Here is a 25500-nt window from a genome sequence, read left to right as displayed (position 1 = left end):
ATATCATATAATTACAAATAAATATAGATAATAGAGCAGGAATAAAACTACATCTCCTTATCTTGCTCTGTTACCTAAAATTTCAAACTTTTAAATTATAAACTTATCTACTTGTTTCTCTAAATCCATAGCTATATTGCTTAACTCATTGGTAGATTTAAAAAGAAGTTCCATACTTGCAGATTGTTCCTGAACAGATGCTGAGATTTCTTCAATAGTTGCTGCAGTCTCCTGAGAAATTGCAGATATGCTATCCACAGAATTAACTACTTCGTTCTTATTTTCACCTATGCTGTTAATATTCTCTATAAGCATGTCAACTTGCTTTATAACATTAGAAACTGATTTATCAATAGCTGAAAAAGCTTTTTTTGTATTTTTAGAAACTTCATTTGTTTTATCAATGACAGTTTTCGCTTCACCAACTTGTTGTTTAGTATCCTCAATGTTTGACTTAAAATCTCTGACAATGTTCTCAATTTCCTTTGTGGACGTAGCCGTTTCGCTAGCTAGTTTTCTAATTTCATCTGCTACTACCGCAAAACCCTTACCCTGTTCTCCAGCTCTGGCAGCCTCAATAGCTGCATTTAAAGATAATAAATTAATCTGATCTGTAATAGATTTAATAGTATCTGTAATTTTACCTATCAATTCAGACTTATTATTTAGTTCACTAACCTGGTAAGTTACCTTCTCTATAACTTGAACATTTTCCTTAACTGCAGTCTCTAACTTATTTACATATTCTATACCTTCTGCGTTAACTTTGCTGGTTTTATCCATATTAGTTCTGATTAGGTTTGAGTTTGTTACAGAATTATTTATCTGCTTAGCTAAATAGTCTAACTTTTCTACTCCAACTTCTACGTTTTTAACAAGGTCAGTAGATCCTTGTGCAATTTCAGATGTGGCCTTTGCAGCTGCATCGATAGAATTAGCATTTTCTTTAGATATAATTGATAGCTCTTCAGCGCTAGTGGCAGTATTTCTTGAGCCACCTTTAATACTTCCTACCATAGTTTGTAAGGATTCTCTCATTGCTCCCAGTGCATGAGCCATAATTCCTATCTCATCTTTATTTGTTGCTAACTTCTCATAACTGCTATCATAAGTTAGATCTAGTTTGGAAATCTTATTCAATAATCTTATCGCCTCCATAAGAGGTTTTGAGATTCTATTAGCAATAAGTATTGCAACTATTACAGCTATAATCATACCTGCTGCTACTATAACAGGTATCAGCAATTCTAACTTATTAATACTTGCTAAAACTTCATTGTAGGGAACGCTAGTACTTAGAATATACCCGTTAGGCATAGTGTAGTATCCTGTTATCTTTTTCCCATTATAGTCATACTCTGTTACTCCTGATTTATTTTTCTTAAATTCATCCCATACATTTTTAAAAATTCCGTTTTCTACTGAGAATATAGTATTCTCTCTCTTGTATTTAGGATGAACCAACATATTTCCTTCTGCCGACACTAGATATGAGTAGCCTGAGTCATATAATTTCACCTTATTAATGGCATTTCGAAATAAGTTAAAATCAACATCTATACCGGCAACAGCAACTAACGTATTATTTATTAGAATAGGCTTACCATAAGAAATCATTTCTACCTTTGAATGCATATCTACGTAAATATCACTCCATGTTCCAGCTCCTTTTTTTACTGGTCCATAAAACCAATCCATGTCTTTATTATCCTTCTTAAAGTTATCAATAGTATAGGAAGTCTTCCTTGTAAATTTCTTATCCTTATCTGTATCATCGTAGGAAACGTAATTTAATACGTTTACAAGCTCAGGATTAAAATATATATAACTTCCCATTGCCCCATCTGTAGTTTCTCCTAATTTTCTAATAAGAGGTTCTATCTTATTTTCATATTCCTGTAGATAAGCTGGGTCAGCCTTTGCTTTTTCTAAATCAAAATCCGACAAAACTGTATTAGATACAAAATCTACAGTTTTTTCTATATCTTTAAACATCGCACTGAAATCCTTTGACTTACTCTCTGTAATAGCAAGAAGTTTATCTCTGGCCTCCTTATCTATTGCCTTTGATGCTTGGTTTATACTAGTTACACCAATTAACAGTGCCATTATAAAGGTACAAACTAATATTCCTAGAATGATTTTGCTTCTAATTTTCTTCATAATAATATTCCCCTCCTGCAAATTTTAAAGCGCATTAATAACAACAACCTAATCCCCATATAAATTCTGTTAACTCAACAAAAAATAAATTCTACGTCAGAAAATAAATTCTACACCATCTTCCAAATTCCTCTTTTTTTGTGAAAAAATCCACTAATTTTATGTCGTAAAACAAAATTTACAACTCATAGTAGATGTAAGTATTGCTAGTACCTTCTTTTTTATAATTACATCTATTTGAGAAAAAGCAACTAAAAATTTTCTGATAAAAAATAAAAATAAAATTAAGAATAAAATAGTGAATTAAATTACTCCCAAAGTATTGGAAATTGTGATAAAATATAAATATATTAAATTCATCACTAAATTATTCCAAAGAACTATAAATTATTAAAAGTTATCTACGATAATATTTTTATATTCACGAACTTTAATCGAAATTTTAATGAAAATTAATTTCATATCATATAACTCAAGGAGGCTCCAGCATGAAAAGCTCTAAGAAAATAATTTTTGCTTTTTTTATATCTGCAGCTCTTATGAATAACAAATTGTTATTACATAATAGTGTACAAGCTGCTGAAACTACACCTAATCCTCAGAGCAGTGCCTATACCAGTAATGTTAATGTTTTCACAAAATATGGGTATAAAGGACAATGTACATGGTTTACATATGGAAGAGTGCTTGAAAAGTTAAATCTGTCATTACCAACGGAATTTTACGGAAATGCAGTAGATTGGTGGTATGCTAATGCTCGAGATAAAGTATACTCCTATGGTACTGAGCCAAAAGCTAACTCTATTGTTGTATGGTCTGGCGGTAATAAAGGCTACGGCCATGTTGCCTTCGTTGAGAAAGTAGAAGGCAATACAGTATATTTTACAGAGGGAAACTTTAGTGTACGTGGTGATTATGATGGTAAAATCAAAACCCTTTCTAAAGAAGAAATTAAAAAGAGAGGAAACCTATATTTAAAGGGATATATTTACTTGGGTGATGGTAAAAATCAGTCTTCTAATAACGGTACATCAAGTAATGAAAATGTACAAGCTCCTAGCAATAATGAGCCTGTAATTAACAAAGGAACAGTTAATATTTCAAGTTCCAGTTCTGTTCTAAATGTAAGAAGCAGCGGAGCTACTTCCTCCGAAGTTATAGGGTTGCTTAGAAAGGGAGAAACCGTTAACATAGTTGGTACCTACGGCGACTGGTATAAAGTTAAGTATAACTCCTCCTATGGCTATGTAAGTTCTAAATATATAAGTATATCAGGACAAAATACTACAACGCCGTCAACTTCAACCGGAAACCCTTCTTCCATATCTTCCGGTAGTGGAGCCTCTGCAGTAGTACAATTGAAGAATACATCATCTTCCTTAAATCTAAGAACTGCGCCAGGTGGAAACGTGCTAACAGCTTTAAGTCATGGCACAAAGATTAATATCTTAGAGACTAGTGGTAGCTGGTACAAGGTACAAGCAAATGGAAATATAGGATATGTTCATTCTGACTTTGTAAGTGTTTCTCAAGCAGCAAAAACTAATACCGCAAATAGCACTTCACCAGACTCTAAGATTGGAACAGTTGTACTAAGCGATCACTCCTCTACTCTAAACTTAAGAAACAATCCATGGACTGGACGAATAGTTTCAACTCTCTCTTACGGAACGAAAGTTGAGGTTTTGGGAACTAACGGAAGATGGCTAAAGGTAAAATCAGGATCAGAAGTTGGATATGTTCACTCAGATTACATTAAGATATAAGTATAATGCGACATAAAGGTTTAGGTGCACTGAACACCGGTGTTCAGTGCACCAAACTTTTGTTACGCAATAAAATGCTATTTAACTCCTTCTCTTAACTTTGAGGCTTTCCCTACCTCTCCTCCTAGCTTCTTCCAAACAAAATTATGTTCTTCTACACAATTGCTGAAATCACCGCTTTTCCACCTATTTAAAATTTGTAATAGCTTGTCTTTATCTTCATAATTAGAACTACAAACTTCTTTTATAAGTAAGTCAATTTTTTCTGTCGTAGGCTCTATTTCACCCCATATTAAACCATCTTCTGCAATAATTTTTGTATTGGCCATTTCATGAACCTTTTGATATGCTTCTAAGGTTTTTTTGTCTTTGATTTCATCTTTCTTAAATACCTTTGTGATTTTGTCAATGTTTTCTGAAGTATTACTATCTTTACTAAAGCCCTTATTAATTGCTGCAAAACCAATTACTCCAGATAAAACCATTATCCCTATGAATAATCCAATTAATAACTTGCTATTCTTTTTCAAAACATAACCTCCTATCGTCACAAAAAATAATGAATTTTTTCAAGTAATTTCCTAATTAAAATTATATCATAGTTGCGTTACCATATATGTAAAATTTTGTAATCTTTTTATAATTATCTTAATATATGTTTTATTTAATATATAATTACCTCCTAGTTTTTTAAACTAGGAGGTAATTATATAAGTGTTAATGAAATAGTAATATAAATGAAAAGAATATAGGAGTTCAATGCTTAAGTAAAATGAACCCCTATATTCTTTAATATTTATTCTATTGTTCAGCGCTTTTCCTATTTAATTTTGCAGAACTACTATTTATCCTCATCCCATTACTATCAAAAGTCTTTTTTAAATGTTTATCAACTGTAAATATAGTGAAGTATAGTACCGGTAAAAAACCTATTAGTGGAACTAGATACCCTTTAGTTCCTAAAAAAGCATATCCTATTCTACCTATTATTAATAAAATAATTCCTGCAATTATATATTGATTTGTTGAATATCTGTTTCCTTCATCCCATATCTCTTGATTCTTCATTGACAAAGGTGTACGATAACCGTACCATGAATTAATTTTTTTAGGTTTTACTATTTTAGGAATTATCCCAAACGCTAGTGTTACTAGTCCAAAAATTAATGAGTTTATCATAATGCCACACCCCTTTTAAATAATTATGCTTGTCAAAGTATTATGTCATTATGATAAAACAAATTCTCAGAAAAATCTAGTCTATTTTGAATAATTACTATATTTTGAATTTATTCAAAGCATCAGTTATGCTATCTGCTGTATTTTTAAGATCTTCTGCAGAAGCTGATAGCTCCTCAGTAATCGAATTCTGTTCTTCAACAGCAGCAGATATTTCCTGAGAAGAAGCTGTTATATGTTCTGATAAATTTGCAATAAAGCTAGATTGCTCTAATAAATTATCTTTTTTGTTCATCAAGCTGTTTAATTCACCATAAACATTGTCCATCTGCGGAAGTATTCCATCTATTTGCTGAAGAATATGACCAAAGGATTCTACTGTTTTCTTTACAGAGTTAACTTGGTTTTCCATTTTGCCTGACACCTCTTTAGTCATACTGGAAACATTTTCTGTATTATTTGTAATAGTACTAACTAAACTATTTATTGTCTTGGAGGATTCTAGTACCTGTTCTGCAAGCTTTCTTATTTCATCTGCTACTATAGAAAATCCCCTTCCTGCTTCCCCTGCTCTTGCAGCCTCAATAGCTGCATTTAAAGCCAGTAAATTTGTCTGCTCAGCTACAGAATTTATTACGTCAGTTATTTCTGATATCTTGCCTACATTTTCATTTAAATTACTTATTCTTTTTTCTGTATCTTCAAATTCTCTTCTTACCTCATCTATTAAACTTACCAAGTTCTCTAACTCTACAGCTCCCATATCTGCAGATACCTTTATCTTTTCACTTCCATGGGAAACCTTTGAAAGCTTATGGTTTATTAAATCTAAAGACTCTGCAAAATCCTCTATAGAGCCTTTCATGTTCTCTATCTTATCATTCTGGTCTGCAGTATAATTGCCCACATTCATAACGGAAGCTGCCACCTCTTCACTTGATGATGCCGCTTCTTCACCGGAAGCTGATAAGTTGTTAGACATATTATCTAAGTTTTCTATAGCTTCCTTTAGTCTAGTCATCATGCTTCTTATTTCCCCTATTACAAAACTTAATGTAGTCATCAGAGATCCTATTTCATCCTTAGATTTTGCATGAAAGTCTACTGTAAAGTCCCCTTCTGCCAGCTTTTTCATTTTATCTTGTATTTGTACTAACGGCTTTGAAATATTATGAGAAATGATAGCTCCTACAATAATTGAAATAGCTAATATTATTAAGGATAATACTATATTCAACATAAAACTTTCTCTAGCTATACTAGTCATAGCTTCTAGTGAAATACCAACAGAGACAGCCCCTACTATTTTCCCCTGCTCCTTTAAGGGCATGGACACATTGTAAACTCTATCTCCTGTAGGTCTTAAAAACATAAACCCATCATTCTTACCATCATCAAGAACCTTGCTAAACTTGCTTCTATCTGAACTTTGACCTAACATACTATCATCATTATGTGCTATTATTTTGCAACTAGTATCTATTACGGAAACATATGCTATACTGTTACCACTGGCACTTTTAGTATCTTTCAGTACTTTTGTTATTTTATCCAAATCTTTAGTTACACTATATGTACTTATGCTTTGATTAGTTAAAGCCACAATAGTTTCTCCATCATTTTTCATCTGATTTTCTGCTGTTTTTATTGTCTGATATACAGACAGAGAGGTTATTGACAATATACACAAAAGTGTTACTGCAATAAAGCCAAAGTTTATTCTTTTTTTTAAGCTTCCAAACACCAATCACAACTCCTTCTTCTTTCTCTTATCTAAACACTCTTTACTTGACCTAAAAACTTAAGTTCTTCAAGTCTTGTACGCACTTTTCCTTCCTAAGTTTATAATAACTATAATTAAATCATACCACCGTCTATAGTTAATACCTGTCCTGTTATATATTGAGATTCCTTGCTAGCTAAAAATACCACTGCTCTACCTATATCTTGTACACCTCCAAACTTGCCCATAGGAATTTCCTCTTCTAATTGTTTTTTCTCTTCACTACTTAACCAACTATTCATTTCTGTGTCTATAACTCCTGGTGCCACAGCGTTAACTCTTATACCTGAAGGAGCCATTTCTTTTGCAAGGGATTTAGTAAACAAATTTACAGCTCCCTTTGCAGCAGAATAGATTACTTCACAAGATGCTCCTGAGTTTCCCCATATTGAAGATATATTGATTATATTTCCACTTCTTTGAGAAACCATATACTTGAGAGCGCTATGAGAACAATTTAGAACTCCCTTAAAGTTTATATCTATCATCTCATTCCATTCAGCTTCTCTCATATCCATAAATAATCCTACACTGGATATTCCAGCATTGTTAACTAAAATATCAATTTTCCCAAAGGTTTCCACGGCAGTATCTATAAGTAACTTTGCTTGACCATAATTACTTATATCAGCCTTAACTTTAATAGCGTAACCGCCTAAGCATTTTATTATATCTAAAGTTTTTTGTGCTTCTTCCTCACTATTTTTATAGTTAATAATAATACTTGCTCCACAACGAGCTAACTCCACTGCAATTCCTCTCCCTATCCCCCTCGATGCCCCAGTAACAACTGCAACTTTGCCATTTAAATTTTCCACTTAACTATTCACTCCCTGCTAAAATATAAGCTGCTATTAATGTATTTTAAAACTTACATATTAATATATTAATCCTATGAAGAATTAAATTCAACAAATTAATTTCTATCAAATTAACAAACTTATAACTTATTACCAAATACCTTAATAATAATTGAACTTTTGTACTGCAGGAAGTATTAAATTTGTTAATTAATTTAAAATAATATTATTATAGCTGCATTTATATCAATTTTTTTCATAATATAATACTATTGCAAAATTCAGCAACGTTACACTTTGATTTACGCTTATTTTTAGAGAAAGGATGTTTTTAACATGCTTGAATTTAAACCTTTAACCATTAATGATAAAGACCTCTTTGACAAATATCTAAAACCATATATCTTCGAAACCTGTGAATATTCCTTTACAAACCTTTTTATATGGAGAAAAGCTTTAGACATACAATATGCTTTATATAAAGATGTATTAATTATTCTTAAATCTGATTTTGAAGGTGAACTTCACTTCATGCAACCTATAGGTTATAAACGAGAAAACTTAGAAGAGATTATTAACTTCTTAATAGAATTAAAAAGCCAGTTAGGCCTCCCTCATCTTTTTAAGGATGTTGAGGAATGGTTTGTTGAAGAACTAACGTCAGTCTATGGCGAAGGTAAATTTGCTATATCAGAAGATAGAGATAACTTTGATTACATATATGAAAGCAAGGCTCTTTCTAGCCTGTCTGGAAAAAAACTTCATAAGAAAAAAAACCATTATAATTATTTTATAAAAAATTATAATTATGAAGTGGCTCCTATTACCTCTGAATTAATTCAGCCTTGTATAAAGTCTGCGCGGGAATGGTGTCATAAACATGTTTGCAAAGGATACTTACTTTACGAACTAAGATCTATAGAGGAAATGTTAAGGAATTCATCAAATTTAGACTTTATAGGTATGGTAGTTTATGTAGAAGGTAAATTGTCAGCCTTCACCATTGGGGAAAAAATTAATGAAAACATGGCTATAATTCATATAGAAAAGGCTGATCCAGACATTAGAGGTTTATATAATTTTATTAATAAAACCTTTATTGAGGATCATTTTATGGAGGTGCCTTATATAAATAGAGAACAAGACTTAGGAATAGAGGGGCTTAGACAAGCAAAACTTACTTACGTACCCATTAAATTAGCTAAAAAATTTACTATAGACTGATATTTCCATTACATATGGAACAATTAATTTTTTTAGGAAAAAAATAGTTGAATAACATTAAAAATAATGTTAAAATATTATTAGATAATAATTACTAAATAATATAAATTATTGGAGGCGTGTAATATGGAATTAAAATTTCAAGGAAATCCAGTAAAGGTTTTGGGGGATGAAGTTAAGGTAGGCGACATGGCACCAGACTTTACTGTTATAAATAACTCTATGGCACCAATTTCTTTAAAAGATACAAAAGGAGTAAGAATAATACTTACCGTTCCCTCTATAGATACACCTGTTTGCGATTTAGAAGCAAGAACTTTTAACGAAAGAGCTTCTGAAATTCCTGACGTTACTGTTTACACAATATCTATGGATTTACCTTTTGCCCAATCAAGATGGTGTGCAGCTCATGGTATAAAAAGTGTAATTACTCTATCTGATTATAAAGATAGAACAGTAGGCAAGAATTTTGGAACTTACATTGAAGATTTAGGACTTCTTGCTAGGGCTGCCTTTGTAATTGATAGTAGTAATAAGGTTGTTTTCGTAGAATATGTACCTGAAGTCACAGATTATCCAAACTATGAAGCTATTTTAAAAGCTGCTAAAGAAGCTAAGTAGATTTTTTCACTATTAGGTTAAGTTTTATAGACAAATTAAATAATTATTGAAAATCATGTATAAATTAATTACTATTGGTAATAATAAATTTAAAATAAAATAGCCACATAAATAAACAAGGATGAGTTTTTAATATATAACTACTTTCCTTGTTTATTTGTTTTTAGTATTAAAACTTAAAATATCTTCATTAGTTATAGATAACTTTTTATAGCTTCTACTTTATTGGTAATACTAATTATGAGGTGATGGCTAATGACTAAAAGATTATTGATAGTCTTAATCTCTTTAATACTATTTTCAATAAATGTTTCAGCAGAAGAACTTACAAATATAGAGATTTTTGATGTAAGAAAAGAATCAGTAGTAAAACGAATTAAATCAGATCCTGAACTGCAAAAAGAAGCGGAAGGTTACTTGAAAAATATAAATGGTGTGATTACTAAATTTAATCCTATTCCTAATAATGGTTATATGATTAAAATTCCTTTTGATACTCCTGTAGAAGTAGAAAATCCACTACTTAAATCCTTTGTAGATGAAGTGATTATAATACTACCAAAGGATGAAACGCCTTACCTTATGGTATTTGATAATAAAGATAGAGCACTATTCTTCACTTTTAAAGGTAACCTCGACATACTCTTAAAAAAGCTTAAGTTTTCACCTTACTTACCCCTAAGTCCCCAAAAGAGGATTTACTCCTCTTTTGGCAATATAGGCTAAGTCCAGTAATATCCATTAATTTTCACATAGTCATAAGTTAAATCACAGCCCCAGGCTACTGCATCATGAATCCCATCATTTAAGTCGATTAATATATTTACATAATCCTGTTTTAATATTTCCTCTACTAGTTGTTTATTAAATATAGCTGCCGCACCTTTGTTAACTACCATTATAGCTCCTGAATTATTTTTAAAGACTATGTCAACCTTTTGTGGTGTAAAATCAGCTCCTGAATACCCTAGGGAACACATAATTCTTCCCCAATTGGCATCACTTCCAAAAAAAGCAGATTTAACTAAACTAGAAGAGATAACAGACTTGGCACAAATTCTGGCATCTTCTTTGCTTCTTGCACCTTTTAAGCTTATCTCTATAAGCTTTGTAGCACCTTCTCCATCCTTAGCTATCATCTTTGAAAGTTCTTTATTTACAAAATCTAAAGCTTCTTTGAATTTATAATACTGGCTATTTTCCTGATCTATTAAGTTATTTCCAGCAGTGCAATTAGCAAGAACTATAGCCATGTCATTGGTACTAGTATCACCATCTACGGATATCATATTATAAGAATCAGTAACGCTATCTTTTAAAGCTTTGGTTAGCATCTCTTTAGTTATATTTATATTAGAAGCAATAAACCCTAAGATTGTACCCATATTAGGATGAACCATACCGGAACCTTTAGCAATACCACCTATATAAACTTTTCTATTATCTATATTAAGTTCAACAAAGATACTTTTTGTAAAGGTATCTGTAGTTAAAATAGCTTCTTCTGCATCCTTTCCTCCACTATAAGACAGTTCGCTGCAGCCGCATCTTATCCCTGGAATAACTTTATCCATAGGTAATGACACTCCAATTCTCCCTGTGGACGCAACTAGCACCTCCTCTGGCTTTAACCCTAGGCAATCCGCTGTAACTCTTGCCATTTCGTAAGCATCTTCGATCCCTTTGCTGCCTGTACAAGAGTTAGCATAACCACTATTAACTACAATAGCTTGAGTATTTCTTGAACCAATATGATTCATATCTACTATAACAGGGGCTGCTTTAACTTTATTCTTTGTAAACACCCCAGCTGCCACAGCTTTTTTCTCACTATATATCACACATAAATCCTTTTTTTCTTTCTTTCTTAATCCTATGTGAATTCCTGAGGCTTTAAAATAAGGTACATCAGTAATAGTTTTATTGTTTATAACTTCCACGCTAATCATCCTTTCTTATAATATTTTCATTGAACAAAGGTATACTTATAAATAACAACCCTAGATAAAAAAATTTTTTTAACTTTATTTTAGTTAAGGGAACATTGCTACAAAATCTAAACCTTTAGTTTCTTCTATACCAAACATCACATTCATATTTTGAACTGCCTGCCCAGCAGCTCCCTTTATTAGATTATCTATTGCAGATACTACAATTACCCTATCCGTTCTGGAATCCACTTCTATTCCTATATGACAAAGATTAGACCCCTTAACCCATCTGGTTTCAGGAAGAACATCAATAATCTTAATAAAATATTCATTCCTATAAAAATTCCTGTATAATTCCAACACATCTTCCTTTGTAATTTTATTTTTCAATCTGCTGTAACAGGTAGCAAGAATACCTCGATTCATTGGTACTAAATGGGGAGTGAAAGATAAAATTATATCTTTTCCTGAAACTTTACCTAATTCCTGTTCAATTTCTGGAGTATGCCTGTGTTTTCCTACAGAATAAGCCTTTATAGATTCATTACATTCTGAAAAAATATTTCCTATGGTCGCTGCTCTTCCTGCACCGGATACACCTGATTTTGCATCAATAATTATTGATCTGTCATCTATTAAACTATTTTTTAAAAGAGGTGCCAGCCCTAATATACTTGCAGTAGGATAACACCCTGGATTAGCTATTAAGGAGCTTTTCTTTATTTCTTCTCTTTTAACTTCAGTTAGGCCATAAACTGCATCCTTTAGTACTTCAGGATAGCCATGCTGAGCTCCATACCAAGTTTCATATTCTTCTTCTGAATTCAACCTAAAATCAGCCCCCAAATCAATAACTTTTACTCCTAATTGCAAGGCCTTTCTAGTTATCTCAAAGGACTTACTATGAGGGAGAGCAATAAATAATACATCTATAAGTTCTAATTTATTTAATGCTTCTTCTGTATCAATACAAATTTGCTGAAAGAAACTATAATAATTATTATAAATTTCACTATATCTCTCATTTGAATAATTATAGGAACTTATAAACTCTATATTCACCTTTGAATGATTATTCAGTATCCAAACTAATTGTTCTCCTGCATAGCCTGTAGCTCCAATTATACCAACATTAATCATAAATACCACCTCAGATTTGCTAATTTATTTATAGTATAATTATGCAACATTTTTAGAAAAAATACAATAACTTATTGAATTTTTATTAAATAACTAGTATAATTATTCATATATTATACATCAGAGTGGAGTGATGAAATGGTTGTCCAACATGGTTCTGTAGACATAGAACTTTTATCAAAGCTTAAAGTATATAGTGGAAAAACTTTTGTTATTAAATATGGTGGCAGCATAATGAACAATGAACTCTCTAAAACTGCCTTTGTCAATGATGTATTACAATTAACAAATTTAGGTATTAAAGTTGTCATCATACATGGCGGCGGACCTGAAATTTCTAAGTGGCTTGACAAAATAGGTATAGAAAGCAACTTTATTAAAGGATTAAGAGTTACAGATAAAACTACAATGGAAATTGTTGAAATGGTATTATCAGGGCACGTAAATAAGGAACTTGCATCAGATTTAAGTAGAATAGGAATTAATGCTATTGGTATAAGCGGTAAAGATAGTAATTTGATCAATGCCAAGAAAAAATACCTTTTTGAAAATAATGAGATGATAGATTTAGGTTTTGTAGGAGAAATTGTAAATATAAATAAAAAAGTTCTTTTAGGCCTTCTTGAGAGGGGATATGTTCCTACAATTTCTCCTGTAGCCTCAGATACAGATGGCAATAGCTATAATATAAATGCAGATTATGCAGCTTCCTCTATAAGTAGTGCTTTAAAGGCTGAAAAACTAATAATTTTGACAGATATCGAAGGGGTATACACAGATATAAATAATCCCTCTACCCTCTTATCATCTATAACAACTGATGAAATAAAACACCTTTCAGAAATTGGTGCTATTAGCAGTGGTATGATTCCAAAGCTAGAATGTTGTATCAGTGCTCTGGAAAAAGGAACTAAAGATGTTCATTTAATTGATGGTAGAAAAGAGCATAGTCTTATCTATGGTATAACTAGAAACTGTGGAACTAAAATTATTAGTGAAAGAGGTGTAAATCAATGGAAAAAAATAATTTAATGAATACCTACGGAAGATTTGATGTTATCTTTGAAAAGGGTATTGGAACTAAAATTTATGATACCAATGGAGTAGAATACCTGGATTTTGTTTCTGGTGTAGCCGTCAACTGTCTGGGACACAGTCACCCTATTATGGTTAAAGCTCTCTCAGAGCAAAGCAAAAAAATAATTCATGTATCAAATTACTATTGGAATACTGAACACATAAAGCTTTCTGAAAAGTTAATAGAGCACTGTGATCATAACAAGGTATTTTTCTGCAATAGTGGAACAGAAGCAATAGAAGGGGCTTTAAAATTAGCTAGAAAATATGGAAAATCTCAAAATACTAATAAAGATATAATTTTATATATGGATAATTCATTCCATGGCAGAACTATGGGAGCCCTTTCTGTAACAGGTCAAGAAAAATATCAACAGGACTTTTTACCTTTAATTCCTAGAGTGAAGAAGATTAACTTTAATGATATAGAAGACTTATATGAAAATTTCACCAATGAAGTCTGCGGCATAATTATTGAGCCAATCCAGGGTGAAGGCGGCATTAACGCTGCAAGTACTGAATACCTAAAAGAAGCCAGAAAACTATGTGATAAATTTAATGCTCTATTAATATTCGATGAAATACAATGCGGCATGGGTAGAATAGGGAATCTATTTGCCTATAAACAATTTGATGTAATTCCTGATGTAATTCCTATAGCTAAAGCTTTAGGAGGTGGTTTCCCAATAGGAGCAGTTATTGCTAATGAAAAAGCTGCTAAAGCTTTTGTACCTGGTGACCACGGCAGTACCTTTGGAGGAAATCCTCTAGGCTGCGCTGTTGCTTTAGCAGTTATAACAGAGTTAACTGATGGTGGTGTTATCAATTCTGTACAGGAAAAAGGAAGCTATCTTAAAGAAAAGCTAAATGGATTAAAAAATAAGTATAGTTTGATTGATGAAGTTAAAGGTATGGGATTATTATTAGGAATAAGTATTAATACAAGTCCAAAGGAATTTACAAACTTATGCTTTAGGAAGGGCTTGCTAGTAGTCACTGCTGGAACAGATGTTATAAGACTTCTTCCACCACTTAATGTTACTGTAGAAGAAATTGACACAGCTGTTAAAATACTTGAGGAAGCAATTAAGGAGTTAAGTTAATGGGTATCAAGGAAGTAGTAAAGAAAAATATGAACCTGTTAATAAACTTAAGAAAAAAACTTAACCTTAATGCAGAATTGGCTTTTCAAGAATATAAAACTCAGTCTATCATTCTAGATTTTTTAAACAAACTCCAGTTAGATACTAAAATATTTGCTAAAACTGGAGTTTCAGCTACTTTAAATAGCGATGATGATTGTATTGCAATTAGGGCTGATATAGACGCTCTCCCTGTCAATGGCATTTCCCATGCCTGTGGACATGATTACCATACTGCAATCTTATTAGGAACTGCCTTAGTTCTTAAAGAGCTTAAAATAAATAAAACAGTAAAACTTATTTTCCAGCCGGCAGAAGAAGCTTCTGGCGGTGCTGAGACAATGATAGCAGAAGGAGTTCTTGAAAACCCTAGAGTTAAATCTATATTAGGATTTCATGTATGGCCTAATTTAGATGTTGGTAAGATAGAAGTTTCCAGTGGTCCTTCTATGGCTTCGGTGGATGATTTTTATATAACCTTTAAAGGAAAAGGTGGTCATGCAGCCATGCCCCACCTTTCTAAAAACCCATTATATCCTGCTATAGATTTTATTCAAACAATTAATGTAAAATCCCAGATAGAAAGCAATCCTTTAAACTCTCATGTAATCACCTTTACTTCAATTCAGTGTGGTAATGCACCTAATATAATTGTAGATGATTGTAAAATTTGTGGAACCGTTAGAACTTTTGATAATAATCTGAGAAAAAAAATACATGAAGATTTTTTAGAGAACTCTTATATATGCGCTAAAAAATATGGTTGCAGTGCTGAGGTAGATTATAAATTTCAATATCCTCCACTTGTAAGCCATCCTGACTTAACGGATGCTTTTATTAAAACTGCTAAAAAATTAGTTGGGGAACATAATGTTCTTCCTCTAGAGAGAACTTTTGCTGCCGAGGATTTTGCTTTTTTTGCTGAAAAAGTTCCAGCAGTTCACTTTAGGCTTGGAATATCAGATGGAGTTAAAGGGACTCATCCACTACACTCCTGTGATTTTGATGCTTCTAATGAAGCTATCTTTCATGGCATTTGCACATTAGTGAACTTTATAACTACAGTAAAGAGGATGTAACCTAGGGTACTGTTCCCTAGGGTACTGTTCCCTAGGTTACATCCTCTTCACTTATTTTATTTTCCTAAAAGCAGTGCCATAACCGCCTTCTGAGCATGAAGTCTATTTTCCGCTTCATCAAAAACCAAGGACTGTGGCCCATCAATAACCTCCTCTGTTACCTCAAGACCTCTGTAAGCAGGAAGACAGTGAAGAAACACTGCATCTTCCTTTGCCATTGAGAAAAGTTTTCCATTAACCTGATACTGTTTAAATATATTTATTCTTTCCTTCTTTTCATCTTCCTGTCCCATACTTACCCAGGTGTCTGTGTATATCACATCTGCATCTTTAACAGCCTCTACAGGATCTTCTGTAGTCACTATTTTGGCTCCTGTAAGCTTTGCATCTTCCTTTGCACTTTCAACCACATCGAAATTGCACTGATATCCTTTAGGTGTAGCTACTGATATATCCATTCCTACCTTTGCACAACCATAAAGAAGAGAATGTGCTACATTGTTTCCATCTCCTACATATGCAAGCTTAAGTCCTTCAAGCTTTGACTTGTGCTCATAAATAGTTAATAGATCTGCTAATACCTGGCAGGGATGAAGGAGATCTGTAAGTCCATTTATAACTGGTATAGATGAGTATTTAGCAAGGTCTTCTACATCACTGTGTTTATAAGTTCTTATCATGATTCCATCTATATATCTTGAAAGTACGTTAGCTGTGTCATAAATAGTTTCCCCTCTTCCAAGCTGTATGTCATTAGAACTCAAGAATAGGGCATATCCCCCTAGCTGAGCCATTCCAACTTCAAAAGAAACTCTAGTTCTAGTGGAGGACTTAGTAAAAATCATTCCTAAAGTTTTACCCTTTAATATATTATGAGCTATACCATTTTTAAGCTCATACTTTAACTTTTCAGCTACCTTTAAAATTTCAAAAATTTCCCCCGTACTTAGGTAGTGTAAGCTTATTAAATCCTTCATTGTAATAACCCCCTCTGCATTTTTAGTACTGATCTAATGAATAAATTTCAATTTCATCTTCTTCTTTGTAAACTGTAAGGGCCCTAATAACTGCCTTTATAGTGTCTAGGGAAGTTATACAGGTCACATTATACTCCATGGCAGTACGTCTTAGTAAGAACCCATCTCTTATATTTACCTTTCCTTTTGTAGGAGTATTGACAATCATAGTCAACTTATTTTCCTTAATCCACTTGTTAACATCCTTCATAGGAAGTAAGCTAATATTAACTCCTTGTTCCTTTAAATAAGAATATGTGTTATCTGTAGCAAACAACTTATACCCTAGGCTGAGCAGTTCCTCTGATAGTTTAATACTTTCATCTCTATCTCTTTCTGCAATGGATAAAAGCACATTACCATCCTTTGATAGTTTCATACCAGAGCCCAATAAAGCTTTATATAGGGCCTTATCTATTTTTTTATCTACTCCCATAACCTCTCCAGTAGACTTCATTTCTGGACCTAAGAAAGTGTCCACCATTGTAAGCTTTGAGAAGGAAAAAACAGGAGCCTTTACAGCTATCAACTCTCCTATGTCTGCAAGACCTGAAGCATACCCCATATCTTTAAGAGTATCTCCCATAATAATCTCAGTAGCTAGTTTCACCATAGGTATACCTGTAACCTTTGTTAATAGTGGTACCGTTCTGCTGGCTCGAGGATTCACTTCAATTACATAAACCTTATTCTCTTCATCTATAACAAACTGTATATTAAATAATCCCTTTACTCTTAATGCAACTGCTAATTTCATAGTGTAGTGTACAATGGTATTTTGGATGTCTTCGCTTAAATCCCAGGGTGGATATACAGCCATACTATCTCCTGAATGAACTCCTGCTCTCTCTATATGCTCCATTACTCCTGGAATCAGTACATCCTCCCCATCACAAATTCCATCTACTTCTACCTCTTTTCCCATAATATATTTGTCTATAAGTATTGGGTGCACATTAGACACATCTACTGCCAGCTGCATATACTCTCTTAATTCTTTATCACTATAAACTATTTCCATAGCTCTTCCACCTAACACATAGGAAGGTCTCACTAAGACTGGATAGCCAATTTCACCAGCAATTTTCAGAGCCTCTTCAATAGAATAAGCAGTACTTCCTTCTGGAATTGGGATCTGAAGCTTCTGCAGCAGTTTTAAAAATTTATCTCTATCTTCCGCAGTATCTATACTTTCTACATCCGTTCCCAGGATTCTAACACCAGCTTTTTCAAGACCTTCTGCAAGGTTTATAGCAGTCTGCCCTCCAAATTGAATGATTACCCCTTCTGGTTTTTCTCTTTCAATGATGTCCAGTACACATTCAATGGTAAGAGGTTCAAAATAAAGTCTATCAGAAGTATCAAAGTCAGTGCTTACAGTCTCAGGATTATTATTTATAATTATTGCCTTTATGCCTTTTTCTTTAAGAGACTTAACTGAGTGAACACTACAGTAATCAAATTCAATTCCCTGGCCTATTCTTATAGGGCCAGAGCCTATTACTATAACCTTTCTTCCTTCATCTGCTGCTACATCATCCTTTTCTTCATAAGTTGAATAATAGTATGGTGTAGCAGCTTCAAATTCTCCTGCACAGGTATCTACCATCTTATATACAGGGCGGAGATTAAATTTCTTTCTCTTTTCAGTTACAGCCTCCGTTGAGGTGTTTAATAAGTTTGCTATATAGCTATCTCCAAAGCCTATCTTTTTAGCTTTATACATAAGCTCACAATCTATATTGCAAATATTACTATTTTTTATCTCTTCTGCCAGTAGAACTATTTTTTCTAATTTACTAATAAAAAAGTAATCTATTTCCGTTATTCCTACTATTTCTTCTATAGATACTCCTTTCTGAAGAGCCTTTGATATGGCAAATACCCTTTCGTCACTGGCACTTTTTATAAACTCTTTAAGTTCTTCTACAGATTTATCTTCAAATAGCTTTAATCCTAACTGATAATCTAGCTTTACATCTAGTGAATCTATTGCCTTTAGAAAGGACTCTTCAAAGTTTCTTCCTACTGCCATAACTTCACCGGTTGCCTTCATTTGTGTACCTAATGTACGATTTGCAGTTATAAATTTATCAAAAGGCCATCTAGGAACCTTTGTCACCACATAGTCCAGTGACGGTTCAAAGCAAGCATAGGTGTTTTCAGTAATAGAATTTTTTATTTCATCAAGATTTAAACCAATGGCAATTTTAGCAGTAACCCTAGCTATCGGGTAACCAGTAGCCTTTGAAGCTAATGCACTAGAACGGCTTACTCTTGGATTTACCTCTATAACCACATATTCAAGACTATTAGGATTTAAAGCAAACTGGATATTACATCCTCCATTTATTTTAAGGGCTCTGATTATCTTTATTGATGCAGAGCGAAGCATTTGATATTCAATGTCACTAAGGGTTTGACTAGGTGCCACTACAATGCTATCTCCAGTATGAACGCCCACAGGATCAAAGTTTTCCATATTGCATATTACAATACAGTTATCTACATTGTCTCTCATAACCTCGTACTCGATTTCCTTCCATCCCGCAACACTCTGCTCAAGAAGAACTTGATGTATAATACTAAGCTTCAACCCACGACTAGCAATATCCTTAAATTCTTCCAGGCTAGTAGCTATTCCACCGCCAGTACCTCCTAGGGTATAGGCAGGACGAATAATTATAGGAAAACCAACTGTCTCTGCGAAGTCAATTGCATCTTCTAAGTTAGTTACTATTTTACTATGTGGAACCTTTTCTCCGATTTCCTTCATGGTGGATTTAAATAATTCTCTATCTTCTGCCCTCTTAATGGATTCTAGTGATGTTCCCAGTAATCTTATATTAAACTTCTCTAGTATTCCATCTTCAGCAAGCTCCACAGCCATATTCAGTCCTGTCTGTCCTCCTAAAGAAGGAAGAATTCCATCTGGTCTTTCTTTATAAATAATCTTTTTAACAAAATCTAAGGTTATAGGCTCTATATATACCTTATCTGCTATATCCTTATCTGTCATAATAGTTGCCGGATTGCTGTTTATAAGAACAACTTCTATTCCCTCTTCCTTTAAGGATCTACAGGCCTGGGTACCAGAATAGTCAAACTCTGCAGCCTGGCCTATAACAATAGGCCCTGATCCAATTACTACTACTTTGTTTATGTCCTCTCTTTTCGGCATTATAACTATACCTCCATCATCTTAATAAATTGATCAAAAATGTAATTTGAATCCTGTGGACCAGGAGTTGCTTCTGGATGATATTGTACACTGAGAATTGGAAAACGCTTGTGCCTGAAACCTTCTATTGTTCCATCATTAACATTTAAATGTGTAACTTGAATTTCCTCATTAGAACTTTCCTGAAGAGCGTAGTTATGATTTTGGGATGTAATATATATTCTACCTGTAGTTAAATCTTTTACCGGATGATTTCCTCCATGATGACCAAATTTTAATTTATAGGTTTTTATGCCAAGAGACATTCCTAAAAGCTGATGTCCAAGACAGATTCCCATTATAGGCTTTTTACCGATAAGTTTTTTAACATTCTCTACAACATCTGTTAAATCCTCAGGATCTCCAGGGCCATTAGACAACATAATTCCTTCTGGATTAACGGATAAAATACTATCTATTGATGAATCAGAAGGAAATACGTATATATCACATCCTCTTTCTTTTAAAGACCTTAGTATATTACGCTTAACTCCGAAATCAACTACTGCCACCCTTTTACCGTTACCTTCTATTCTATACATTTCCTTAGTGCTTACTTCTCTAACTAATTTTCTCTTTTCTAATGCTTTTTCTTTTATAAGCATAATGTTTTTCTTTATATCAAAACATTCCGTTGAAATTATTCCAAACATACTTCCAAATTTTCTAATGTGTTTCGTAAGAGCTCTTGTATCAATATCTTTAATTCCTACAATTCCACTTTTAATCAGGTAATCTTCTGCACTCATGCTAGCCCTCCAATTACTTGGAGTATCACAGCCTTCTCTAACAATAAATCCCTCTGCATGGGGCTTATATGATTCTTTGTCAATATCGTTGAAGCCATAGTTTCCTATAAGGGGATAAGTCATAGCAACTATTTGACCATTGTAGGATGGATCTGTAAGAATTTCTTGATATCCAGTCATACAGGTATTGAAGACTACTTCCCCAAAGGTTTCACCTTGAGATCCAAAGGAATTTCCTGAAAAATAGGTTCCATCTTGAAGTACAAGTATTGCTTTCATTTATAATCTCCTTTCTATTCTATAGATCAATATTCTCTTTTCCTTGAGTTTTGCTTTATTGTTTTTTACAAATCCTTGTGTATAATTATAATCCTCCATTACTCTGCATACCTTTTTCATAATGACATGAAAATATATAATAATATGAGTATTGAATTACCTAATAACTATGTGTAGTTGTATAATTAGAATAATATACTACAACATATTTATGATTATACATATTAATGAATATAAATGCAATACGCCTTTCCATTATTTTAAGTAAAAAAAAGAGGCCTAGGCCTCTTTTTGTATACATAATCTTAGTTTTTCAATTCTTTTTTCAGTTACCTTTTCAATCTTAAAAATTAAGTTTTCATACTCAATTACATTTTGATCATTATCCTTAGGTATACTTCCTAGCAAGCTAACAACAAACCCTCCAATGGTATCAGTATTATATGACTCTATGTCTAGGTGGAGGTGTTCATTTACCTCATCAATTGGTAATAATCCATCTAAGATAAAAGTATTATTATCAATTTTCTTTATATCCTGCTGAACTTCATCATATTCGTCAAAGATATTACCCATTACCTCTTCTATTAAGTCTTCTATGCTAACAATACCTGAAAAACCGCCATATTCATCAATTAAAATTGACATATGGTTTTTAGTATTTTGAAGTTCCTTAAATAAATCATCAATATTTTTAGTCTCAGGAACAAAATAAGCTGGTCGTAAAATTTTCCTAATATCTACCTTCTCCATTCCCGTTTTTCTGCCCTCAATAAAGACATCCTTTATATATAAAATACCTATAATATTATCAATATCACCTTCATAAACTGGTATTCTAGAAAATTGTTCCTCAAGTATATCGTCAATAACTTTATCTATTGGTGTATCAATATTAATTAAAAATACCTCTGTTCTTGGAGTCATAACCTCCTTTGCAAGCTTATTGTCAAACTCAAATATACCATTTATCATTTCCTTTTCTGTTTCATTAATAACTCCATGTTCTTGTCCTACCTCAATTAATGACTTAATTTCCTCCTTAGATACTTTTTCTTCTAGATTATCTATATTTATTCCGAAGATTCTAAGAAGTAAGTTTGTTGAACCTGAAAGCAACTTTACAAAAGGCAGAGTTAACTTAGAAACAACTATAATTGGTTTTACTGCAAACATCGCTAGTGTCTCTGATTTTTGTAATGCTATTCTCTTAGGAAACAATTCTCCAAAGACAAGAGTAATGTAAGAAAGAACAATAGTAATTAAAATCACAGAAATTTTCTCACTATATGGTATACCTAGTTCATTAAGCAAAGGTGACAGGTTGTCAGCTATACTTGCAGACGCAGATGCACTTGCGAAGAATCCTGCAAGAGTAATTCCAACCTGAACAGTAGATAAAAACCTACTTGGCTCTTCCGTCAACTTTAATAATAATTTTGCCTTTTCATTTCCTTCCTCTGCAAGAAGATTTACTTTATTTTTATTTAGCGATACGATTGCCATCTCCGCTGCAGCAAAAAAGGCATTAATTAAAATTAAAAATAGTATTAATAATAATTCTGGTAATATACTACTACCAGGGTCTCCCTCCATTGATATTCCCCCTTAGAAATCATAAAAAATATTAGTACTAAGAATAATATCACAAAAATTAGAATTTTTCAAATTAAGTATCTGTAAAGTTTTTATAAGGCTTATATAAAGTATATATTTTAGCCTACATTTTTATAACCAGAAATCAATTTAAATACTATGTCTTTATAACATTGTGCGAAGTACTGTATATAACATATATATTAAAAGAAATATAAAATAAATTGAAATTATTATTAATAGTGATGACATTACTTTCTGCTTTTTTCTCTTAGAAAATGCAATAATAAAAAGTGGTATGAATATAAACAATCCTCCTGCCAACATCATTATAGTATTAAGCTTTGAAACAAAAATAAAACCTTGAATATAAAGAAGTAATCCTAAAATTATAATTGTAGGTAGAATAGGCTTTTTTGCATCATCTGTTCTTTTATTTACGGGAAAATTTTTTCTCATAGATAATTCTCTCCTTAATCTTCAGTATTTTAAAGTTCATTTAATATTTTAAGCTAAAAGAGTGAATTATGCTACATTTATATTAAATATAAATAAAGGTTTATCTATTTTGCCTTTCGGCAACAAAATAGATAAACCTTTACTGCTTTCTTTAGTTAACCTTAAACTTATTCATCTCTTCTTGTAGCTTTTCAGCTAGCTCCTGTAGATCCTCTGCATATTTTGTCAATTCATCCATTGTGGAGTTGACTTCCTCTGTAGCCGCTGAGACTTCCTCCGTACCTGATGCAATTTCTTCAGATACTCCAGATATATCCTGAATTTGAGATGCCACAATATTCTTGTTTCCATTTATATCTGTTATTGAATATTGGATCTTGCTTATCTTATCTGTTAACAATATAACTCCATTTATTATGTTATTAAATATTTCTTTTGTTTCAATTACAGCTTCTTCCTGTTCCTTTATTATACTTTCCGAGTTTCCCATAGCACTTACTGCTGTCATTGACTTACTTTGTATATCCTCTACAATTTTCTTAATTTCCTCAGTAGAGTTTCTCGACTGTTCAGCAAGTTTTCTAATTTCATCAGCTACTACTGCAAATCCTCTTCCTGCTTCTCCTGCCCTAGCTGCTTCAATAGATGCATTTAGAGATAATAAATTAGTTTGTTCTGTAATCTGTGATATAGACTCTGAAATTGATGTGATTTGACTTATACTATTGTTTACCTCTTCAACAATTCCACTTACATGCTCAGAAGACTTCTTTGCTATTTCAGATTTTAAAGTAAGGGTTTCAACCATTTGCAGTCCTTTTGAACTTAATTTTTGCGTCTCTGAAGAAATCTCTGATACTTCAATAGTTGATTCGGTTATTTGATCTAATTTCTGGGCTAATTCTCCCATATTACTAGCACCTTGTTGAGCATTTTGCGCCTGATTAGTGGCACCGTGAGATATCTCTCCTATGGCTTTGGAAACTTCATTAATAGATGCAGTAGTTTCTTCCGACATACCTGCAATATTGGAGGATGCCTCTAGAATAGTTTTAGAAGATAGTCCTAGGTTTTTCATTAAATTAGATAAGTTTAACATCATCAGGTTAAAGTCATCACCTAGTTCTCCAAGCTCATCCTCTGACTTAATATCTACCACAGTGGTTAAATCTCCTTGTGCCGCTTTGCTGAAGGAGGTCTTAATTCTATTTATATTGTTTCCTATACCTCTACTTAAGAGAAACGCTATAATAGATGCTAAGACTGTTACTACTAAGATTGTTACAAAAATCAAGTATTTTATAGTATTTACATCCTTTAGAAGTTCACTTTCATTCATTGTGCCCAGCAGCTTCCATCCTGCTACCTCATTTGTAGCATAGGACGCAAACTTACTTTGTCCTTCAAAGCTATAAGAAATGAAACCACTTTTATTTTCCTTTACTTCCTTCCAAAAACTTTGCTTTGTTGGAGTATCTGTACCTATAAATTCTTTATTAGGGTGAGAGATTATAATCCCTTTTTTATCAAATATAGATATGTAACCTGTTTCTCCTACTTTTGACTTAGAAAAGGTATCAGAAAGGACATCGAGAGATAAGTCCATGGCAGCTACTCCTACCAACTTGCCATTAAGTTCTACAGCTCTAGCTGCAGTGATAGTTATTTTGTTCGTTACTATATCCTTATAGGGATCAGTAAATACTGTTTTACCTTTATTATTTACAGCTAAAGTATACCAGTCTCTGTTCTTGTAACTAAAATCATTACCTAGTTCTACTTGTGGATATATTGCAAATTTACCGGATTCCGTTCCATAGAATGTTCTTATAATGCTTTCGCTACTTTTCTTCATATCCTCAAGATATTTCTTCGTAAATTCTATACGTCCCTCAGATAAATCTATTTCAGAAAAATTCACATTATTAGATGCCATTTTCATTTGTACCGAAATACCTTCAAAATAATTATTTAAGGAACTATTTACTTCTGATAAGGTTTGTTTACTTGTAACCTCTAATTTTTTCGCTAAAAGAGATTTAGTCTGAAGGTAAGAGGCGATTCCTAAAGCCAGTACTGAAATTACACAAATAGAAATCATACTTACAGTAAGCTTGGACTTTATGCTTTTAACTTTTATAGCTTTCAATTTCATGTATAACACCCTTCCTAATATAGATTTAGTACAATTGATTCTAAACTGAATATGCTGATACCAGTGCCCATACCATATGTATCGAGTATTTTTATTCATTTCTTTATTAGTAAATACTGAC

At 32.5% G+C, this 25500-nt stretch carries 20 protein-coding genes; 7 read left to right on the top strand and 13 right to left on the bottom strand.

Annotated features, from left to right (window positions below):
- Window positions 1–90: 90 nt before the first annotated feature.
- The gene (locus tag P8V03_RS15390) at window positions 91–2163 is read right to left on the bottom strand and encodes a methyl-accepting chemotaxis protein (protein WP_318798851.1); all 2073 of its coding nucleotides are present in this window, start codon (window positions 2161–2163) and stop codon (window positions 91–93) included.
- Between the two features lie 488 nt (window positions 2164–2651).
- On the opposite strand from P8V03_RS15390, the gene P8V03_RS15385 reads away from it, so the two are divergent.
- On the top strand, window positions 2652–3929 hold the full coding sequence (locus P8V03_RS15385; RefSeq protein ID WP_318798850.1) for an SH3 domain-containing protein: 1278 nt from the start codon (window positions 2652–2654) through the stop codon (window positions 3927–3929).
- Window positions 3930–4006: 77 nt separating this feature from the next.
- Here the strand turns inward: P8V03_RS15385 and P8V03_RS15380 are convergent, their stop codons facing one another.
- The 4 genes from P8V03_RS15380 to ymfI all read right to left on the bottom strand — a co-directional run bounded on the left by P8V03_RS15380 (window position 4007) and on the right by ymfI (window position 7709).
- Complete coding sequence (locus P8V03_RS15380) at window positions 4007–4459, bottom strand: DUF6241 domain-containing protein (protein WP_318798849.1); 453 nt, start codon at window positions 4457–4459, stop codon at window positions 4007–4009.
- A 271-nt stretch (window positions 4460–4730) separates the two neighbouring features.
- Window positions 4731–5108: an SdpI family protein gene (locus P8V03_RS15375; protein WP_318798848.1), complete on the bottom strand. Its 378-nt coding sequence runs from the start codon at window positions 5106–5108 to the stop codon at window positions 4731–4733.
- Between the two features lie 97 nt (window positions 5109–5205).
- Window positions 5206–6852 carry a methyl-accepting chemotaxis protein gene (locus tag P8V03_RS15370; RefSeq protein ID WP_318798847.1) on the bottom strand — a complete coding sequence of 549 codons (1647 nt, stop codon included), beginning with the start codon at window positions 6850–6852 and terminating at the stop codon, window positions 5206–5208.
- A gap of 113 nt (window positions 6853–6965) precedes the next feature.
- A complete protein-coding gene (ymfI, locus tag P8V03_RS15365) occupies window positions 6966–7709 on the bottom strand; it encodes an elongation factor P 5-aminopentanone reductase (protein WP_318798846.1) in 744 nt (247 codons plus the stop codon).
- A 318-nt stretch (window positions 7710–8027) separates the two neighbouring features.
- On the opposite strand from ymfI, the gene P8V03_RS15360 reads away from it, so the two are divergent.
- The 3 genes from P8V03_RS15360 (at window position 8028) to P8V03_RS15350 (ending at window position 10262) form a co-directional block, all read left to right on the top strand.
- On the top strand, window positions 8028–8915 hold the full coding sequence (locus P8V03_RS15360) for a DUF2156 domain-containing protein (RefSeq protein WP_318798845.1): 888 nt from the start codon (window positions 8028–8030) through the stop codon (window positions 8913–8915).
- A 126-nt stretch (window positions 8916–9041) separates the two neighbouring features.
- On the top strand, window positions 9042–9536 hold the full coding sequence (tpx, locus tag P8V03_RS15355; protein WP_318798844.1) for a thiol peroxidase: 495 nt from the start codon (window positions 9042–9044) through the stop codon (window positions 9534–9536).
- A 255-nt stretch (window positions 9537–9791) separates the two neighbouring features.
- Window positions 9792–10262 (top strand): hypothetical protein, encoded by a 471-nt coding sequence (locus P8V03_RS15350; protein ID WP_318798843.1) that lies wholly within the window; start codon window positions 9792–9794, stop codon window positions 10260–10262.
- Here the strand turns inward: P8V03_RS15350 and argJ are convergent.
- A complete protein-coding gene (gene argJ, locus P8V03_RS15345) occupies window positions 10259–11485 on the bottom strand; it encodes a bifunctional glutamate N-acetyltransferase/amino-acid acetyltransferase ArgJ (RefSeq protein ID WP_318798842.1) in 1227 nt (408 codons plus the stop codon). The genes P8V03_RS15350 and argJ overlap by 4 nt on opposite strands.
- Window positions 11486–11569: 84 nt before the next feature.
- Window positions 11570–12607: an N-acetyl-gamma-glutamyl-phosphate reductase gene (gene argC / locus P8V03_RS15340; protein ID WP_318798841.1), complete on the bottom strand. Its 1038-nt coding sequence runs from the start codon at window positions 12605–12607 to the stop codon at window positions 11570–11572.
- A gap of 138 nt (window positions 12608–12745) precedes the next feature.
- Between argC and argB the strand changes: the two genes are divergently transcribed.
- Genes argB through P8V03_RS15325 form a run of 3 tightly spaced genes read left to right on the top strand, consistent with a single transcriptional unit; the run spans window position 12746 to window position 15905 of the window.
- The gene (gene argB / locus P8V03_RS15335; protein WP_261671290.1) at window positions 12746–13639 is read left to right on the top strand and encodes an acetylglutamate kinase; all 894 of its coding nucleotides are present in this window, start codon (window positions 12746–12748) and stop codon (window positions 13637–13639) included.
- The gene (locus P8V03_RS15330) at window positions 13621–14787 is read left to right on the top strand and encodes an aspartate aminotransferase family protein (RefSeq protein ID WP_318798840.1); all 1167 of its coding nucleotides are present in this window, start codon (window positions 13621–13623) and stop codon (window positions 14785–14787) included. Before argB ends, P8V03_RS15330 begins: the two co-directional genes overlap by 19 nt.
- On the top strand, window positions 14787–15905 hold the full coding sequence (locus tag P8V03_RS15325) for a M20 family metallopeptidase (protein WP_318798839.1): 1119 nt from the start codon (window positions 14787–14789) through the stop codon (window positions 15903–15905). Before P8V03_RS15330 ends, P8V03_RS15325 begins: the two co-directional genes overlap by 1 nt.
- A 56-nt stretch (window positions 15906–15961) precedes the next feature.
- On the opposite strand, the gene argF is transcribed toward P8V03_RS15325, so the two are convergent.
- From argF to P8V03_RS15295, 6 genes are all read right to left on the bottom strand, one after another.
- Entirely contained in the window at window positions 15962–16882 is a 921-nt protein-coding gene (gene argF, locus P8V03_RS15320; protein WP_261671293.1) for an ornithine carbamoyltransferase, read from the bottom strand.
- 22 nt (window positions 16883–16904) lie between these two features.
- Window positions 16905–20102: a carbamoyl-phosphate synthase large subunit gene (carB, locus tag P8V03_RS15315; protein WP_318798838.1), complete on the bottom strand. Its 3198-nt coding sequence runs from the start codon at window positions 20100–20102 to the stop codon at window positions 16905–16907.
- Window positions 20103–20107: 5 nt separating this feature from the next.
- Window positions 20108–21169 (bottom strand): glutamine-hydrolyzing carbamoyl-phosphate synthase small subunit, encoded by a 1062-nt coding sequence (carA, locus tag P8V03_RS15310; RefSeq protein ID WP_261671295.1) that lies wholly within the window; start codon window positions 21167–21169, stop codon window positions 20108–20110.
- Window positions 21170–21448: 279 nt separating this feature from the next.
- Complete coding sequence (locus tag P8V03_RS15305; RefSeq protein WP_318798837.1) at window positions 21449–22765, bottom strand: hemolysin family protein; 1317 nt, start codon at window positions 22763–22765, stop codon at window positions 21449–21451.
- A 165-nt stretch (window positions 22766–22930) separates the two neighbouring features.
- Window positions 22931–23224, bottom strand: coding sequence for a hypothetical protein (locus P8V03_RS15300; protein WP_261671297.1), 294 nt, complete (start codon window positions 23222–23224; stop codon window positions 22931–22933).
- Between the two features lie 151 nt (window positions 23225–23375).
- A partial coding sequence (locus tag P8V03_RS15295; protein WP_318798836.1) for a methyl-accepting chemotaxis protein occupies window positions 23376–25500 on the bottom strand: 2125 nt, incomplete at its 5' end.

The sequence above is a fragment of the Clostridium tanneri genome (assembly GCF_033659955.1).
GTDB lineage: Bacteria > Bacillota > Clostridia > Clostridiales > Clostridiaceae > Clostridium_AM > Clostridium_AM tanneri.
This window is presented reverse-complemented; position numbering and strand designations above follow the sequence as displayed.

What these genes read in the sequence shown, in the direction of transcription:
- carA (WP_261671295.1), bottom strand. Translation starts at nt 21,169, where the DNA reads ATGAAAGCAATACTTGTACTTCAAGATGGAACCTATTTTTCAGGAAAT.
- P8V03_RS15360 (WP_318798845.1), top strand. Translation starts at nt 8,028, where the DNA reads ATGCTTGAATTTAAACCTTTAACCATTAATGATAAAGACCTCTTTGAC.
- P8V03_RS15375 (WP_318798848.1), bottom strand. Translation starts at nt 5,108, where the DNA reads ATGATAAACTCATTAATTTTTGGACTAGTAACACTAGCGTTTGGGATA.
- P8V03_RS15305 (WP_318798837.1), bottom strand. Translation starts at nt 22,765, where the DNA reads ATGGAGGGAGACCCTGGTAGTAGTATATTACCAGAATTATTATTAATA.
- tpx (WP_318798844.1), top strand. Translation starts at nt 9,042, where the DNA reads ATGGAATTAAAATTTCAAGGAAATCCAGTAAAGGTTTTGGGGGATGAA.
- P8V03_RS15350 (WP_318798843.1), top strand. Translation starts at nt 9,792, where the DNA reads ATGACTAAAAGATTATTGATAGTCTTAATCTCTTTAATACTATTTTCA.
- P8V03_RS15325 (WP_318798839.1), top strand. Translation starts at nt 14,787, where the DNA reads ATGGGTATCAAGGAAGTAGTAAAGAAAAATATGAACCTGTTAATAAAC.
- P8V03_RS15300 (WP_261671297.1), bottom strand. Translation starts at nt 23,224, where the DNA reads ATGAGAAAAAATTTTCCCGTAAATAAAAGAACAGATGATGCAAAAAAG.
- carB (WP_318798838.1), bottom strand. Translation starts at nt 20,102, where the DNA reads ATGCCGAAAAGAGAGGACATAAACAAAGTAGTAGTAATTGGATCAGGG.
- argB (WP_261671290.1), top strand. Translation starts at nt 12,746, where the DNA reads ATGGTTGTCCAACATGGTTCTGTAGACATAGAACTTTTATCAAAGCTT.
- argC (WP_318798841.1), bottom strand. Translation starts at nt 12,607, where the DNA reads ATGATTAATGTTGGTATAATTGGAGCTACAGGCTATGCAGGAGAACAA.
- argF (WP_261671293.1), bottom strand. Translation starts at nt 16,882, where the DNA reads ATGAAGGATTTAATAAGCTTACACTACCTAAGTACGGGGGAAATTTTT.
- P8V03_RS15390 (WP_318798851.1), bottom strand. Translation starts at nt 2,163, where the DNA reads ATGAAGAAAATTAGAAGCAAAATCATTCTAGGAATATTAGTTTGTACC.
- P8V03_RS15385 (WP_318798850.1), top strand. Translation starts at nt 2,652, where the DNA reads ATGAAAAGCTCTAAGAAAATAATTTTTGCTTTTTTTATATCTGCAGCT.
- argJ (WP_318798842.1), bottom strand. Translation starts at nt 11,485, where the DNA reads ATGATTAGCGTGGAAGTTATAAACAATAAAACTATTACTGATGTACCT.
- P8V03_RS15330 (WP_318798840.1), top strand. Translation starts at nt 13,621, where the DNA reads ATGGAAAAAAATAATTTAATGAATACCTACGGAAGATTTGATGTTATC.